General features: G+C 47.3%; 17 protein-coding genes. 15 read left to right on the top strand and 2 right to left on the bottom strand.

What is annotated here, in order from left to right; translation table 11 throughout:
- Positions 1–5: 5 nt before the first annotated feature.
- On the bottom strand, positions 6–1376 hold the full coding sequence (locus MTN95_RS10725) for an aldehyde dehydrogenase (protein WP_248338115.1): 1371 nt from the start codon (positions 1374–1376) through the stop codon (positions 6–8).
- A gap of 166 nt (positions 1377–1542) precedes the next feature.
- Between MTN95_RS10725 and MTN95_RS10730 the strand changes: the two genes are divergently transcribed.
- From MTN95_RS10730 to MTN95_RS10740, 3 genes are all read left to right on the top strand, one after another.
- Positions 1543–1860 carry a YwdI family protein gene (locus tag MTN95_RS10730; protein ID WP_095712750.1) on the top strand — a complete coding sequence of 106 codons (318 nt, stop codon included), beginning with the start codon at positions 1543–1545 and terminating at the stop codon, positions 1858–1860.
- Between the two features lie 19 nt (positions 1861–1879).
- A complete protein-coding gene (locus MTN95_RS10735) occupies positions 1880–3202 on the top strand; it encodes a purine/pyrimidine permease (protein ID WP_248338118.1) in 1323 nt (440 codons plus the stop codon).
- Positions 3203–3264: 62 nt separating this feature from the next.
- A complete protein-coding gene (locus tag MTN95_RS10740) occupies positions 3265–3636 on the top strand; it encodes a DUF423 domain-containing protein (protein ID WP_010332332.1) in 372 nt (123 codons plus the stop codon).
- A 45-nt stretch (positions 3637–3681) separates the two neighbouring features.
- Here MTN95_RS10740 and gerQ read toward each other — a convergent pair whose 3' ends face one another.
- Positions 3682–4227: a spore coat protein GerQ gene (gene gerQ, locus MTN95_RS10745; RefSeq protein ID WP_024123267.1), complete on the bottom strand. Its 546-nt coding sequence runs from the start codon at positions 4225–4227 to the stop codon at positions 3682–3684.
- A 319-nt stretch (positions 4228–4546) separates the two neighbouring features.
- On the opposite strand from gerQ, the gene spsA reads away from it, so the two are divergent.
- The 12 genes from spsA (at position 4547) to bslB (ending at position 15498) form a co-directional block, all read left to right on the top strand.
- Positions 4547–5317: a spore coat dTDP-glycosyltransferase SpsA gene (spsA, locus tag MTN95_RS10750; RefSeq protein ID WP_095712753.1), complete on the top strand. Its 771-nt coding sequence runs from the start codon at positions 4547–4549 to the stop codon at positions 5315–5317.
- A gap of 4 nt (positions 5318–5321) precedes the next feature.
- Positions 5322–6746 carry a CDP-glycerol glycerophosphotransferase family protein gene (locus MTN95_RS10755; RefSeq protein WP_248338121.1) on the top strand — a complete coding sequence of 475 codons (1425 nt, stop codon included), beginning with the start codon at positions 5322–5324 and terminating at the stop codon, positions 6744–6746.
- Positions 6747–6766: 20 nt separating this feature from the next.
- Entirely contained in the window at positions 6767–7936 is a 1170-nt protein-coding gene (locus tag MTN95_RS10760; protein ID WP_248338123.1) for a DegT/DnrJ/EryC1/StrS family aminotransferase, read from the top strand.
- On the top strand, positions 7937–8806 hold the full coding sequence (locus MTN95_RS10765; protein WP_105990769.1) for a GNAT family N-acetyltransferase: 870 nt from the start codon (positions 7937–7939) through the stop codon (positions 8804–8806). It begins immediately after the preceding gene.
- Positions 8806–9927 (top strand): N-acetylneuraminate synthase family protein, encoded by a 1122-nt coding sequence (locus tag MTN95_RS10770; RefSeq protein ID WP_105990770.1) that lies wholly within the window; start codon positions 8806–8808, stop codon positions 9925–9927. The genes MTN95_RS10765 and MTN95_RS10770 overlap by 1 nt, the downstream gene beginning before the upstream one ends.
- A complete protein-coding gene (locus tag MTN95_RS10775; RefSeq protein ID WP_024123261.1) occupies positions 9920–10660 on the top strand; it encodes a cytidylyltransferase domain-containing protein in 741 nt (246 codons plus the stop codon). The genes MTN95_RS10770 and MTN95_RS10775 overlap by 8 nt, the downstream gene beginning before the upstream one ends.
- Before the next feature lies 1 nt (position 10661).
- Positions 10662–11681, top strand: coding sequence for a PseG/SpsG family protein (locus tag MTN95_RS10780; protein WP_248338126.1), 1020 nt, complete (start codon positions 10662–10664; stop codon positions 11679–11681).
- A gap of 24 nt (positions 11682–11705) precedes the next feature.
- Positions 11706–12443: a sugar phosphate nucleotidyltransferase gene (locus tag MTN95_RS10785; protein WP_059292292.1), complete on the top strand. Its 738-nt coding sequence runs from the start codon at positions 11706–11708 to the stop codon at positions 12441–12443.
- A 2-nt stretch (positions 12444–12445) separates the two neighbouring features.
- Positions 12446–13393, top strand: a complete 948-nt coding sequence (rfbB, locus tag MTN95_RS10790; protein WP_105954434.1) for a dTDP-glucose 4,6-dehydratase — start codon at positions 12446–12448, stop codon at positions 13391–13393.
- Positions 13394–13406: 13 nt separating this feature from the next.
- Positions 13407–14258 carry a dTDP-4-dehydrorhamnose reductase gene (rfbD, locus tag MTN95_RS10795; RefSeq protein ID WP_105954433.1) on the top strand — a complete coding sequence of 284 codons (852 nt, stop codon included), beginning with the start codon at positions 13407–13409 and terminating at the stop codon, positions 14256–14258.
- Positions 14251–14706, top strand: a complete 456-nt coding sequence (locus MTN95_RS10800) for a dTDP-4-dehydrorhamnose 3,5-epimerase family protein (protein WP_010332322.1) — start codon at positions 14251–14253, stop codon at positions 14704–14706. The genes rfbD and MTN95_RS10800 overlap by 8 nt, the downstream gene beginning before the upstream one ends.
- A 327-nt stretch (positions 14707–15033) precedes the next feature.
- Positions 15034–15498 (top strand): biofilm surface layer hydrophobin BslB, encoded by a 465-nt coding sequence (gene bslB, locus MTN95_RS10805; protein ID WP_202852788.1) that lies wholly within the window; start codon positions 15034–15036, stop codon positions 15496–15498.
- Positions 15499–15585 lie beyond the last annotated feature (87 nt).

The raw sequence follows: 15585 nt of genomic DNA on the forward strand, positions 1-15585 counted from the left end.
CTTTTTTATTTGAGTATTTTTCGAATCAAACGCAAGCCGTTTTTGGAGGATGGATAACGGAAAGCGAAGTCGAAGCGGTTCGTTTGCTTGACGACGCTTTTCTTATGCGTAAATGTATTAAAGCTGTCAAATCCGTGATAGCTGCCGATTCCGCTTTCTCCCACGCCGCCGAATGGCAAATACGGTGTCGCGGCATGCATTAACGTATCGTTGACACAGCCGCCGCCAAACGACAGGTTTTCTAATACCTCTCGTTCAGTTGTTTGGTTTTTCGTAAACACATACAGGGCGAGCGGCTTGGGACGCGACTTGATTTTCTCAATGACTTCATCGATGCCGCGATATGTAAACAGCGGAAGAATGGGCCCGAAAATTTCCTCTTGCATCACAGGGGAATCTTCTGTGACTTGATCGAGAATGGTCGGCGCTATTTTGTGGTGCCTGTGATCTGCTTGGCCGCCGCTTAGCGCGACGCCGTCTTTCAGAAAGCTCAGCAGCCGCTGATAGTGGCGTTCACTGACGATTTTGCCATAAGCCGGATTCAGTTCGGGCTGCGGTCCGTAAAACTCGCCAATGACACGCTTCATTTCTTCCGCAAGCACTGTTTTGATGTCTTCGTGAACGAGCAAATAATCCGGTGCGATGCAGGTTTGGCCCGCATTCGTAAATTTCCCGAAGACGATGCGTTTGGCGGCAAGCTTGATGTCAGCATCCTTATGCACGATGCAGGGGCTTTTGCCTCCGAGCTCTAAGGTGACAGGAATTAATTGTTTGGCCGCCGCTTCCATGACAACTTTTCCTATGGCGACGCTTCCCGTAAAAAATATGTAGTCGAACGGCTGCTGTAATAAAGCTGTGCTGATGTCCGGCCCGCCTTCCGCCAAAGCGACATAATGATCCGGAAAAACGTCGCGGATGAGATCGGAAAGAACAGCCGAAACAGCTGGCGTATATTCTGAGGGTTTGAGAACGACCGTGTTTCCGGCCGCAATGGCTCCGATCAATGGAGAAAGCGCCAGCTGCAAGGGATAGTTCCATGGCGCAATCACCAAGACGGTGCCATACGGCTCGGGGATAATGACACTTTTGGAACCGATATGGGTCAATGGCGTTTTGACTCTTTTCGGCTTGGCCCATTTTTTCAGCCGTTTCATCACAAAGCTGATTTCCTCCAGAACGATGCCGATTTCCGTTGAGTATGCTTCTTGTTCAGATTTGTGAAGATCCTGATAGAGAGCGGCTGTGATGTCTGCTTCATACGCTTTGATGGTGTGTTTCAATTTCTTTAAGACGTCCAGTCTTGAGTCAATTGATTTCGTATGCCCTGCCGCGAAAAATGCTTGATGGCTGCTGACAATAGAGGGGATGCTGTTCATATTCTCTCTCCTTCCTGCAGGTCATGGTGATTCATTATGTGAAAAATGTCTTCTGCTTGTCAAATGCGAGGCGCTTGTCAGAAAAAATAACAAACTCTTGTCTGCGTTTGCCGCGGGAATTTGATAAAATGCAGGGAGACTACATTTTATTTTTGGAGGATTTTTTATGAACATTCATATATCCGCTTTGATTCAGAAGATGGAAGAGGAATTGAAGAAAGCAAAGACGGCTGAAGGTGATGAGGAGCTGAAGCGTCACGTGGCGGTCGTTCGTTCTTTGTGCGACGTCGTGCTGGATCAGCCGGAGACGGGGAGCACGCCGCGCATTCAGCCGAGTGTCACGGCAAGTCCTTCGGCGCCGCCTTCGACAGACCAGCTGCTGATGGAAAAGATGATGGGCAGCGCGGGATTAAACAAATATCGGAAGCAGGAAAAAGATAAGCAAGAAGAGGATGGAAACGGAGAGTCTTTATTTGATTTTTAATCAGAAAGGTTGAGCTTACGTGAAATTGGTTCTTGGCGCTCTGCAATGGACAGCGTTTATGATTGCCGCGGCGATTGTTGTTCCGGTGGCGGTTGCCCAGTCGTTTCATCTGGATCATTCAGATTCTGCACGGCTGATTCAAAGCACTTTTTTTGTATTGGGAATTGCCGCAGTTATTCAGTGTTTGAAAGGACACCGGCTGCCTATAAATGAAAGCCCTGCCGGCTTGTGGTGGGGAGTGTATACGATCTACGGCGGCCTAACCGGAACGGTGTTTGCGACATATGGCGAAACATTGCGCGGCTTGCAGGGGGCGCTTCTTGTAAGCGCTGTATGTTTCTTTTTGTTAAGTGTCTTCAAGGTCATTGATCGGCTTGCTGCCTTGTTTACTCCGGTTGTGACAGGGGTCTATTTGCTGCTGCTCGTCATGCAGCTGAGCCAGCCGATAATAAAAGGGCTTCTCGGCATCGGCTATCTAAAAGACAGCGTGGACGGTCTTGTATTTGTCCTCGCGCTGGTTGTCGTCGCCGCAGCTTTTATCATGTCAAATTCTAATATCGTTTTTTTAAAGCAATATTCTGTTTTATTGGCCCTTTTCGGCGGATGGGTGCTGTTTGCGGCTGCGGGCGTTGCGAAACCGATCGAAATGCCGGATCGGCTGTTTCAGCTGCCGTCTCTGTTTCCGTTCGGTGCCCCGTTATTTAACAGCGGCCTAGCCATCACCTCGGTTTTTATTACGATCCTGCTGATCGTTAACATGCTGGCAAGTATGAAGGTTGTGGACATTGCGGTGAAAAAATTCGGCAAACAGCCAGATGGTAAGCGGCATGAGCGCCCTGCCGGTTTTGCGGCTGCATTCAGCCATTTGCTGAGCGGTTTGTCTGGAGCCATTGCACCGGTTCCGATTTCGGGAGCCGCGGGTTTTATTGAAACGACAAAGCTGCCTTCTAAAAAGCCGTTTGTTCTCGGCAGTATGCTGGTCGTTTTCATCAGCGTGATTCCGTTTTTTATGAATGCGTTTGCGAGTCTGCCGTCACCCGTTGGATTCGCGGTAAACTTTGTTGTGTTCTCGGCAATGGTTGGTTTGGCGTTTACTGAATTTGATTCCTATGAGAAATCAGAGCTGAAAAGAGTGCGGGCTGTGATCGGCATTTCACTGCTTACAGGTGTCGGCATTATGTTTGTGCCAGAAAGTGCATTAAAGGATATGCATCCGGTGTTTATTTCTCTGTTAAGCAACGGGCTTGTCTTAGGGACGCTTGCTGCAATAGCGATGGATCAGTTTCAGCTTTGGCGCAGGAGAAAATCCGACAATCTCGTGTCATCAGAGAACAAACATTGAATTTTCATACAGGTGCGATATGATAATTGATATGAGTTTAACGAAAAGGCGGGAGAGAATAGATGAAAGTATTTATCATATTAGGCGCTATTAATGCCATGCTTGCCGTGGGCCTTGGGGCATTTGGCGCACACGGATTAGAAGGGAAAATTCCTGATAAATATCTTCAGGTTTGGCACACAGGCGTGCAGTATCATATGTATCACGCGCTGGGGCTTTTTGTTGTCGCGTTTCTTGCGGATAAACTGTCTGGCATCGGCAGCGTCACAACAGCCGGCTGGCTGATGTTTGCGGGGATTGTGCTGTTTTCCGGAAGCTTATACATCCTCAGCGTGACGCAAATTTCCATTCTCGGGGCAATCACGCCGCTCGGCGGTGTGGCGTTCATTATTTCTTGGATCATGATCGTTGTCGCAGCCGTCAAATATCTATAAATAAAAAAGCCAATCCTCATGATATGAGAGATTGGCTTTTTTTCTTTATCTTGGCGAATAGGATGACATCGAGTATGGGTACGTATATGCAATTTCTTCATCAAAGGTAACGTAATCAAGATAGATCGTCAGCAGAAGATAGCGGGTTCCTGTCTTTGGATCACTGATAATAATGTGATCCCGGCCCGCAGCCTCGATGACGCCGCGAAAAATCTTTGATCCCCACTCTTTGCTGTTTTCAAATGTCATATAGATGGTAGCCGTTTTTCCCCTGTTCAGGCGCAGTATATTCTCGATATATGATTCCTCGACAGGCAGCATGCCGGGAATGTTTTGGCCGCCCGATGGCGTCGGCCCCGATGGAATTTGAAACCCGCCGCCCTGGCCTTGCTGCTGAGTGGGGAATCCGAAGCCTTGCTGCCCCTGCTGCATGGGCATTTGCTGCATTTGTCCCATAGTCTGCATTTGTGGGCCTTGCATTTGCGGGCCTTGCCCTTGCGGCTGCGGATACGGATTTGGACCGAATTGAGGCGAATACCCCTGCATATCATATCCCTGCATTTGCTGATATTGATTTTTTTTCGGTTTCATATCGTTCCTCCTTTTTATGAAAACCATTCAGAACATGTTCCGGATGTATAAATAAACGATCCGAGATGACTCACCTCCGATGACAAACGATCTTAGTCGCTAGTGCGATTTTTATCTCTTTCACCTTATGAGGCCAAAGCTTGGAATATGCTGAAAAAAAGAACAGTGAGCGTGCGATTTCTCTGGGCGATCACTGTTTTTTCAATGGACGTACACAATCTTTTCGCATATTGGTCTGTATTCCTAGCGCAACTTGCGCTTAAGCAACATAAGATAACGTTAGTTTCAGGTGTGAAAATTCAAGAAGGAGGTGTAGGATTTGCCGAAAGTTTCAGTGATTATGACGAGTTATAACAAAAGCGATTATGTGGCAAAGTCCATTTCAAGCATACTCTCACAAACTTTTTCTGATTTTGAATTGTTTATTATGGATGACAACTCAAATGAAGAGACGCTGAATGAAATCCGTCCCTTTTTGAATGATAACCGTGTGCATTTCTATCAAAGCGATGTATCTGGAGTGAAGGAAAGAACGGAAAAAACGAGATACGCGGCCCTGATCAATCAAGCGATTGAGATGGCAGAGGGTGAATATATCACCTATGCGACGGATGACAACATCTATATGCCGGATCGGCTGTTAAAGATGGTGCGTGAACTCGATGATCACCCGGAAAAGGCTGTGATCTACTCAAGCTCGAAAACCTATCACTTAAACCAGAATCGAGACATTATAAAAGAAACTGTCAGGCCCGCCAGTCAAGTAACGTGGAACGCTCCGTGCGCAATTGACCATTGCTCGGTGATGCACAGGTATTCGGTGCTTGAGAAGGTGAAGGAGGCGTTTGGCTCTTATTGGGATGAAAGCCCGGCGTTTTACCGGATCGGTGATGCCCGGTTCTTTTGGAGAGTCAATCATTTTTATCCGTTTTACCCGCTGGCCGAGGAGCTTGATCTGAACTATATTACAGACCAATCCATTCATTTTCAGCTGTTTGAGTCAGAAAAAAACGAGTTCGTTCGGAATCTTCCTCCGCAGCGCAACTGCCGCGAACTGCGTGAATCATTAAAAAAGCTTGGAATGGGGTGAGAGTTTGTCGGCCTATTTAAGCAATTATTGGGTGTTGTACCGGAAGTATGCGGAGCTTTTTGACAGGCTTCGCTACAAGGGGATTCCGCTCGGGCTTATCAGTAATTTTTACCAATACATCAGCCCTGATCTGAGAGTGATGATGGAAGAAGAACCGGAATTATTCGGGCCTGCGGATCAGCATATCGATGAAGGTCAGATTCAGACGTTTTTTGAAGAGAAAAAACAGAGCATTGCCAAAACAAATGACGCGCCTGTTAAGGGAAAAGTGATCTTGCATTTTGATCACCTTCGTTTTGTAAACGCTAATTACTACCAATTTGATCCTGAAAAAACAGCTGTTTTGGCAAGATGGAGTATGCCAAATTATTGCGATTTGCCTGTGATCAGCAAGCCTGAAGTGGCTGCTTCATGTGAAAAAGGCGATCCGAAGCCGTATCTTGAAAAGGCTTTTTCAATTCTTTCGGCTTATGATGACCACCCGGCATTCGGTGATCAAGCATTTCGTGAACGGCTTTTCAAGGATATTCCTTTGTTCATGGAAGCCATTGACACAGTAGATGCTTTATTCAAGAAAGAGAACATTTCTGCCGTTGTTGTAGGAACGACAGAAGACATTTACAGCAGGGTGCTCGCTCTTATGTGCGAAAGGAGGGGGGCCGTGAGCATCTGCTTTCAGCATGGAGCGCTGATGGGTGATGAAGCCTTCTTGCCCGTTTTTACAACCTATCAGGCTGTTTTTGGCGCATATGAAGCTGGTTGGTATCAGCAAAAAGGCTGCAAACCAGAACAGATTCTCATAACGGGACATCCCCGCTTTGACGAAATCTTTAACAGGACACCTATGGACATGTCAGTATTTTATCGAAAGCTGGCCTTTCACCCGTCTAAAAAAATCGTTTTGATCGCGACACAGCCCTTTTCCGAGGAATTTTATTCAAGTGTGTTAGCGGAGCTTACCACGCAAAAACAGCTGCAAATCATCATTAAACCTCACCCATGGGAAATCGGAAAAAACAAGCTGGATCTGTATCATGCGGCGGCAAAAAAACATAAAGCATGCAGAGTCATCAAAAAAGAGATGGATCTGTACGATATTCTGGCGTATGCTGACGCCGCTGTGACACAAACCTCAACGGTGGGCCTTGAGGCCATGCTGTTTCAAAAGCCCGCACTGATCGGGAAATCGACCGGAAACCGCACGTATCCGTATTACGAGTCTCTTGGCGATTTTATATTTGAAAAACCGGAGGAATTAGCGCGCACCCTGATTGAGGTTCTTCAAAATCCCGCCATGTATCAGAAGGCAGAAGCGGCGCGTCTGTCATTTACGGCTTTCAATTACCCGGTTACTGAGTCGACGCTCGCCTTGTTTTCGGAACTGAAAGCAAAAACAGGGGTTGATTACAGGCGGGATCATTCTGAATAAAACGATAGGAGCGCAAAGAAATGGTGCAAAAGAGAAATCATTTTCTTCCTTATTCCTTGCCGCTGATCGGAAAGGAAGAAATTCAGGAGGTCACAGAAACGCTTGAATCCGGATGGCTTTCCAAAGGCCCGAAGGTTCAGCAGTTTGAAAAGGAGTTTGCCGCGTTTGTCGGAGCTAAGCACGCCGTGGCACTGAATTCATGTACCGCTGCTTTATTTTTGGCTTTAAAAGCAAAAGGGATCGGACCGGGTGATGAAGTCATAACCTCTCCACTGACGTTCAGCTCAACCGCCAATACGATTATTCATACCGGAGCAACGGCGGTGTTTGCGGATATAGATGAAAAGACGCTTAACATTGATCCGGAAAAGCTTGAGACGGCGGTCACACCGCGGACGAAAGCCATTGTACCGGTCCACTTTGGCGGGCAGTCCTGTGACATGGACGCAATTTTAGCCATTGCTCAAACGCACGGTCTATTTGTGCTTGAGGATGCGGCGCACGCAGTATACACCACTTATAAGCAGAGAATGATCGGCTCCATCGGGGATGCGACAGCATTCAGCTTCTACGCGACCAAAAACCTGGCGACAGGGGAAGGCGGCATGCTGACGACGGATGATGAGGAGCTTGCCGACAAAATCAGGGTTCTGAGCCTTCACGGCATGAGCAAAGGCGCATGGAACCGTTATTCTTCAAATGGCAGCTGGTACTATGAGGTCGAGTCGCCCGGCTACAAAATGAACATGTTTGATCTGCAGGCGGCGCTCGGGCTTCATCAGCTGAAACGGCTGGATGACATGCAAAAACGGAGAGAAGAGATTGCAGGTCAGTATCAAGCCGCTTTTCAGCAAATCCCGGGGCTGATCACGCCGTTTGTTCACAACGAAGGACGGCACGCCTGGCATTTATATGTCCTGCAAGTTGATGAAAAACAGGCCGGCGTCACTCGGGATGAAATGATTACGGCTCTAAAGGATGAATACAATATCGGGACCAGTGTTCATTTTATCCCAGTGCATATTCATCCATATTATCAAAAGGAATTCGGGTTTAAGGAAACAGACTACCCGCTCGCCATGAAGTATTACAAACGCACCCTGTCACTCCCGCTGTATCCATCAATGTCTGACGAAGATGTCAACGACGTGATAGAGGCCGTGCGGGACATCGCAAAAGGGGCTGGTTAGGTGTATACGATAAAAGAGAATGTTTCCAAAGAGGCGATCATGGAATTTCTCCAAAACAAACAGATGACACTTGACGGGTCGTATCAATTTTCGCTCGGCCTATTTGAAAACAGCCAGCTTCAAGGCGTGATGCTGTATGAAGATGCCCTTTGGGAAAGCAAAATGCTTCAGAAAAAAGTCATGAACGTAAAGCTTCTCGCGGCCAACAGCACAGGACAGCTGAAACAGCTATTTCAGGCCTTTTATTCTGTTCGGCAAACGGATGAAACGGATTTTGTGTTTGTGCGTGTACCGGCAGAGGATATCGGAGCAGTACATGTCATTCAGCAGCAGCCGTCCTCTTATTTTGTCGGCAGTTTGCTTAAACTGGCGAAGACCCCGTCTATATATGAAAAAACGCCGCCATTTTTTGAACTGGTTCAGCCTGAGCCTGGAGACACCGAAGAGATTTGCCGGTTAGCCAGCGACGCATTTACGAAAAGCAGATATTTTCACGATCCTTATCTCAGCCGTGAGGCGGCGAACAAAATCTTTCAAGAGTGGACACGAAACAATCTGATGGGGAGAGCGGATATCAATATTGCCGCTAAATATAATGGGGAAATAATCGGCTACCTGCAAGGTTTATCAAAAGGTGATGAGTATGTGCTTGATTTGATGGCTGTGAAGCCGGGGTATGAAGGCAAGCGTATCGCGTTTCATTTATTGGCGCATCTCATAGAACAACCGGAGACGCTGAAGCATAAAACGGTAACAGCGGGGACGCAGCTTCATAATGTCAGAGCGATCCGCCTATATGAAAGAATGGGCTTCACCGCTGTTCAATCATATTACTATTACCACATTTGGCCGGGCAAGGAGGCGAAATAATGGCGGATTTTCAGATCGCGAACAAAACTGTCGGCAAAGATGCTCCCGTTTTTATCATTGCCGAGGCAGGAATTAATCATGACGGAAAATTGGATCAGGCCTTTGCACTGATTGATGCCGCGGCTGAAGCGGGTGCAGATGCCGTTAAATTTCAAATGTTCCAGGCTGATAAGATGTATCAGAAAGATCCTGGATTATACAAAACGGCTGCGGGCAATGATGTATCAATTTTTTCTCTCGTTCAGTCCATGGAATTGCCCGCGGAGTGGATTGATCCGCTTTTGGACTACTGTCGCAAGAAACAGGTGATTTTTTTAAGCACGGTGTGTGATGAAGGTTCAGCTGATCTGCTGCTTTCCACTTCTCCAAGTGCTTTTAAAATCGCATCCTATGAAATTAACCATCTCCCGCTGCTCAAGTACGTCGCCCGCATGAACAGGCCGATGATTTTTTCGACAGCCGGAGCGGAAATTGCTGATATTCATGAGGCTTGGCGCACCATCAGAGCAGAGGGCAACCACGAAATTGCCATTATGCATTGTGTGGCGAAATACCCTGCACCGCCTGAATACAGCAACCTCAGTGTGATCCCGATGCTTGCCGCCGCTTTTCCGGATGCGCCCATCGGTTTTTCGGATCATAGCGAGCACCCGACAGAAGCGCCATGTGCCGCGGTCCGGCTCGGCGCCAGACTGATAGAAAAGCATTTTACTATCGATAAAAACCTGCCGGGGGCTGATCATTCATTTGCATTAAATCCGGATGAATTAAAGGAAATGGTCAAGGCCATCAGGGAAACAGAAGCCGAGCTGAAACAAGGCATCAGGAAGCCAGTTTCTGAAAAGCTGCTGGGCAGTTCATACAAAACAACAACTGCCATTGAGGGTGAAATCAGAAAATTTGCATATAGGGGAATTTTCACAACGGCTCCGATTCAAAAAGGGGATGCCTTCAGTGAAGACAATATTGCCGTGCTCCGCCCCGGACAAAAGCCTCAGGGGCTGCACCCGAGATTTTTTGAGCTATTGACCGGCGGCGTGCGTGCGGTAAGGGACATCCCGGCAGACACAGGCATTACATGGGAAGATATTTTAACGAAGGACAGCCCGTCCCATGGATGACATACTTTTTATCGTGCAGGCGAGAATGGGATCGGAACGCCTTCCTGGAAAAGTACTGCGTCCGCTTGGCTCGGAGCATTTACTCGATATTCTCGTGCAGCGCGTACGGCAAAGCGCGTTCTATCAAAAGGAGCGCGATAATCTTGTCATCGCTACATCTGACAAAAAAGCCGACGATGTATTAGAGGCACACTGCATCAAGAACGGCATTCGCGTTTTCCGCGGCAGTGAGGAACGGGTTCTCGACAGATTTGCGCGAGTCATAAAGGCTGCGAAACCGGAAGTCGTCATCCGCTTAACGGGGGATAATCCGTTTGTCGATCCAGAGTTGCTCGATATGATGATTTCGGCTCATCTTGATCAAGGTGCGGATTATACGTATATCCTGAACACGCCGTTAGGCATTTGCGGTGAAGCGGTGAGCGCCAAGCTTTTGCTCGATATCAGCGGCATCAAAATGCTGGAGGATAAATACCAAGAGCATGTCACCTTGTATGTCCGGAAACATCCCCATCTTTACCGTTTGCAGTTTTTAGAGGCTCCGGAACAGCTCTGCGCTCCTCAATATCGGCTGACCGTCGATACGGAGGAAGACTATCAATTGGTCTCAGCCCTCTATCAAAAAGCAGGCGAGCGCCCTGATGTCTCGGCTGCAGAGTTAATCAGTCTGCTGAACCAGCACCCTGATCTGGCGGCGATGAACGGTATGACAAAGCAAAAAGAGGTTGAGTAGCATGCATATCGGGATATTCGCAGACGGCGGGTTCGAGAAAGGAATGGGGCACGTCGTTCGAATGAAAAGGCTTGCGGAAGAACTCAAACACCGCTGTTCCATTACGTTTTATACAAATGACGAGTCTGAACAATTTCTTCAAGAAGAGTACTGGCAGGTCATCGTAAAACAGGAGCTTCAGCAAAATGAATGTATTCTCCGGGACATAAACGATAAAAAGCTCGATCTGCTTTTATTCGATATCCTTGGTGCACCTGTCGATTTATTAACAAAAATAAAAGCAGGCACAGATGCCAAAATCGTTCTGTTCGAAGAAAAAAATGAGAAAGCGATAGGTCAAAGTGATGCGGTCATTAACGGAATTTACGGCGATGTCAGAAGCAAGGTTTACGATCAGGGAAACGCCCGTGTCTATGAAGGCCCGGATTATCTTATTCTCCACCCTGCCTTTCAAGCTGCAAGAGCTGATTACGCACTTAAGGAAGACTGCCGCAATATCCTTGTTGCATTAGGAGGAAGCGATCCAAAGCAGCTTGTTTTTAAAGTGATAGCAGCGGCCGGTCAGCTCCCGGACAGGAAAGACAAGAAAATGATTTTTATCATGGGCAGCGCTTCACCGCATCAAGAGGCGGTCCGTAAATTGATTCAAAACAAACCCCAATACGCACTAATCGAGCAGACAAATGAAATGGCTGTGTTTATGAAACAAGCAGATGCAGCCATTGTCGCCGGCGGCATCTCGCTTTATGAAGCGATCTGTATCGGCGTGCCGTGCCTCGTGCTTTCTCAGGTTGCCCATCAAACCGCAACCGCTGCAAAATTTGCGGAACATGGCGCCGTTCTTGATCTCGGCCTGGGAGAGAATGTATCCGTCGAAAAGCTTGCTTATCATATGTCTCAAATATTCAGCAGCTATCCTCTCCGTCTTTCTCTGCACGAGGGAGGAAGGCCGCTCGTAGATGGAAAAGGAATGAAACGGGTATCAGCCATTCTTTATGATTTGCTTGATGATAAGATATAAAAATGCACGTAAGGAAGTGTTAATGTGAAAGGTGTCATTTTAGCCGGAGGAAACGGCTCACGCCTTATGCCCTTAACCAAAGCCGTCAACAAGCATTTGCTTCCTGTAGGCCCTTATCCGATGATTTACTGGTCGATAATGAAGCTTGAGGAAGCCGGAATTAAAGAGATTTTACTCATCAGCCAAAAAGAGCACATGCCGCAGTTTTATAAGCTGCTGGGAAGCGGGGAGGAGCTTGGCGTCTCCGTCACTTATCAAGTGCAGCCCGCCGCATCGGGAATTTCAGATGGGTTATCATATGCAAAACGCTTTACCGGAAAGGAGCCTTTCATTTTATTATTAGGTGATAATATATTCGAAGATTCATTAAAGCCTTATACGGAGCGATTTCAACAGCAGGGAAAAGGGGCGAAAGTGCTTCTGAAAGAAGTGGATGATCCAGAACGTTTTGGGATTGCTGAGATTGATGAGAAAAACAAACACATTCGATCCATTATTGAAAAGCCTGCACATCCGCCGACCAACCTTTGTGTAACCGGCATTTACATGTATGATGCAGAAGTGTTTTCGTATATTGAACAAATATCACCATCCAAGCGCGGCGAGCTGGAAATCACTGATGTAAATAATTTATACATTGAAAACAGCAAGCTTACGTATGATGTGTTATCGGGCTGGTGGGTCGATGCAGGAACACACGAATCGCTTTATCTCGCCTCCCGGCTGGTACATCAGGCTTTACAGAAAGGACAGGACGAATAGCTATGGCAAAATCATATATCATTACAGGCGGGGCCGGATTCATAGGGCTCACGTTTACAAAGCTCATGCTGAAGGAAACGGATGCGCGCATTACCGTTCTAGATAAATTAACGTATGCCAGCCACCCGCAGGAAATTGAAAAACTAAAGGGAAACAGCCGGTTTCGGTTTGTAAAAGGGGATATCAGCATTCAGGAGGATATCGACCGGGCGTTTGACGAGACCTATGACGCCGTGATTCATTTCGCCGCGGAATCGCATGTGGACAGAAGCATCTCCCAAGCGGAGCCGTTTATCACAACGAATGTCATGGGCACATACCGTCTGGCTGAGGCAGTCTTACAAGGAAAAGCCAAAAAGCTGATTCATATTTCAACAGACGAGGTGTACGGGGATTTAGAAGCGAATGATCCCGCATTTACGGAAACAACGCCGCTTTCTCCTAACAACCCTTATTCCGCGAGCAAAGCGAGCTCTGACCTTCTTGTTCTATCGTATGTGAAAACACACAAACTGCCGGCTATTATTACACGCTGCAGCAACAATTACGGCCCATATCAGCATAGTGAAAAAATGATCCCAACGATTATCCGCCATGCAAATCAAGGCTTGCCGGTTCCGCTCTACGGCGACGGGCTTCAGATCAGAGACTGGCTTTTTGCAGAGGACCATTGCCGCGCCATCAAGCTTATTTTAGAAAAAGGAACCGACGGTGAGGTGTATAATATCGGCGGCGGAAATGAACGCACGAATAAAGAGCTGGCGAGTATCATCATGAAACATTTGGGCTGTGAGGAATTGTTTGCTCACGTCGAAGACCGAAAAGGGCATGACCGGCGCTACGCGATCAATGCGTCAAAGCTGAAAAATGAGCTTGGCTGGCGGCAGGAAGTGCCGTTTGAAGAAGGCATTGCGCGCACCATTCGCTGGTATACAGACAATGACCGATGAGAAGGTGATCCGATTGACAAAGGTATTGGTAACCGGTGCGGGCGGACAGCTTGGCTTGGAGCTGTGCCGCCAGCTGAAGCAAGCCGGATATGAGGTCATTGCGTTAACAAAGCAGATGATGAACATCGCCGATCAGCGTTCTGTACGGCATTCGTTCGGGCATTATCAGCCGGATATCGTGGTCAATACCGCCGCGTTTACGTCCGTCGACAAATGCGAGACGGAGCTGGATAAAGCATACTTGATCAACGGAGTTGGCGCTTATTACACAGCGCTGGAGTCATCCCGCATCGGAGCGCAATATGTTCATATCAGCACGGATTATGTATTTGACGGGAAGGGGACCCAGCCATACAGGGAAGACGGCCACCTTGACCCGAACACCATCTACGGTAAAAGCAAAAAACTCGGAGAAGAGCTGATCCAGTTAGCAAGAACCGACAGCACGATCATCAGAACATCGTGGCTGTATGGACAAAGCGGCAGCAATTTTGTTCATACGATGCTGAAGCTCGCAGAAACAAAACAAGAGCTGCGGGTTGTGAACGATCAAATCGGCTCGCCGACCTATACGAAGGATTTGGCGGAAGCGGTCATCAAGCTGTTCAATCATCCGCCGGGCATCTACCATGTCAGCAATTCAGGCATATGCAGCTGGTATGAGTTCGCAAAGGCCATTATGGAAGAAAGCGGGCTGAACACAACGATTACGCCCGTGACGACAGAGGAATACGGGAATCCGACACCCCGGCCGGCTTACTCTGTGCTGAGCCACCGGGCCATTGAAGAAGCCGGCATACGCCCGCGCCATTGGCGGGAAGCTTTACGGGAATTTTTGCAGGAAAGGAGCAGTGCGCGTGATTGAAGGAGTCAAGGTTAAGAAACTGACAAAGCATTGTGATGACAGAGGTTTTTTTGCCGAACTGGTTCGCGATGATGAGAACCTTCTTGAGCATTTTGGGCAGGCGTCTTGGTCCAAAAGCTATCCGGGCGTGATTAAAGCGTTTCATTATCACGAGAAGCAGGACGATCTCTGGTTTTTCCCGACCGGCCACGCTCAGGTTGTCCTTTACGACCTGCGGGAGGATTCAGAAACAAAAGGAGAAACCGATGTCTATTATATGGGAGAAGATAACCCGATGCTGTTATTGATTCCAAAAGGCGTCGCTCACGGATACAGAGTGCTGGGCGAAACGCCGCTGACAATTATCTATTTTACGACAACCTCGTATAACCCTGATCAGCCCGATGAAAAAAGAATCCCATGGAATGATGAGACAATCGGTTTTAACTGGAATACCGAATTTAAATAAATCATAGAGCAGTTATCCATCGAAGATCATCAGGCATCTTCGACTTTTTTTGTCCTGTTTTGATATCAGGACAAAAGACAGGGGTAACAGGCGCATATTTTACTAGATACGGATCAGAAACAGTCTATTAGAATCTTGTGTAAATAGGATGAATTTATTACATCATTCAAAGTGTTAATATTCCTTAAAAAACATTTACTTCCATGGAAAATGGTGATAGATTAACTTTTAAGAAAAAGAAATGGTAATTCGCGAGTTACGGTAAAACGCTTTTTCTGCAGAGGACGCTCTGGCCAAATTCCAACCGTGATTTGAGGAGGAAATGTCATGTTAAAAAGAACTTCATTCGTATCTTCATTTTTCATCAGTTCAGCTGTCCTGCTATCAATCTTGCTTCCATCAGGCCAAGCGCATGCACAGTCTGCATCAATTGAGGCAAAAACCGTAAACAGTACAAAAGAATGGACGACTTCAGATATTGAAGTGACTTATAAACCAAACGCAGTGCTTTCTCTGGGAGCAGTCGAGTTTCAATTTCCTGACGGATTCCACGCGACAACAAGAGATTCTGTGAATGGAAGAACACTGAAAGAAACACAGATTTTAAACGATGGAAAAACGGTCAGGCTCCCGCTTACTCTTGATTTGTTAGGGGCGTCTGAATTCGATCTCGTCATGGTGCGCAAAACGCTTCCGCGTGCAGGCACATACACGATTAAAGGGGATGTGGTAAACGGTCTGGGAATCGGCAGTTTTTATGCTGAAACACAGCTGGTTATCGACCCTCGTTAATATCAATAGAAATGATCAGGGGCTGATGTGATATCAGCCTCTTTTTTTTGTATGGTTAAAAAATTGGTACGAATCTTGCATGTAGAT

The sequence above is a fragment of the Bacillus sp. 2CMS4F genome, assembly GCF_023161785.1.
Taxonomy (GTDB): domain Bacteria; phylum Bacillota; class Bacilli; order Bacillales; family Bacillaceae; genus Bacillus; species Bacillus halotolerans.

Coding starts and splice junctions, on each gene's coding strand:
- MTN95_RS10725 (WP_248338115.1), bottom strand. CDS start 1,376: ATGAACAGCATCCCCTCTATTGTCAGCAGCCATCAAGCATTTTTCGCG.
- MTN95_RS10730 (WP_095712750.1), top strand. CDS start 1,543: ATGAACATTCATATATCCGCTTTGATTCAGAAGATGGAAGAGGAATTG.
- MTN95_RS10740 (WP_010332332.1), top strand. CDS start 3,265: ATGAAAGTATTTATCATATTAGGCGCTATTAATGCCATGCTTGCCGTG.
- gerQ (WP_024123267.1), bottom strand. CDS start 4,227: ATGAAACCGAAAAAAAATCAATATCAGCAAATGCAGGGATATGATATG.
- MTN95_RS10760 (WP_248338123.1), top strand. CDS start 6,767: ATGGTGCAAAAGAGAAATCATTTTCTTCCTTATTCCTTGCCGCTGATC.
- MTN95_RS10770 (WP_105990770.1), top strand. CDS start 8,806: ATGGCGGATTTTCAGATCGCGAACAAAACTGTCGGCAAAGATGCTCCC.
- MTN95_RS10775 (WP_024123261.1), top strand. CDS start 9,920: ATGGATGACATACTTTTTATCGTGCAGGCGAGAATGGGATCGGAACGC.
- MTN95_RS10780 (WP_248338126.1), top strand. CDS start 10,662: ATGCATATCGGGATATTCGCAGACGGCGGGTTCGAGAAAGGAATGGGG.
- rfbB (WP_105954434.1), top strand. CDS start 12,446: ATGGCAAAATCATATATCATTACAGGCGGGGCCGGATTCATAGGGCTC.
- bslB (WP_202852788.1), top strand. CDS start 15,034: ATGTTAAAAAGAACTTCATTCGTATCTTCATTTTTCATCAGTTCAGCT.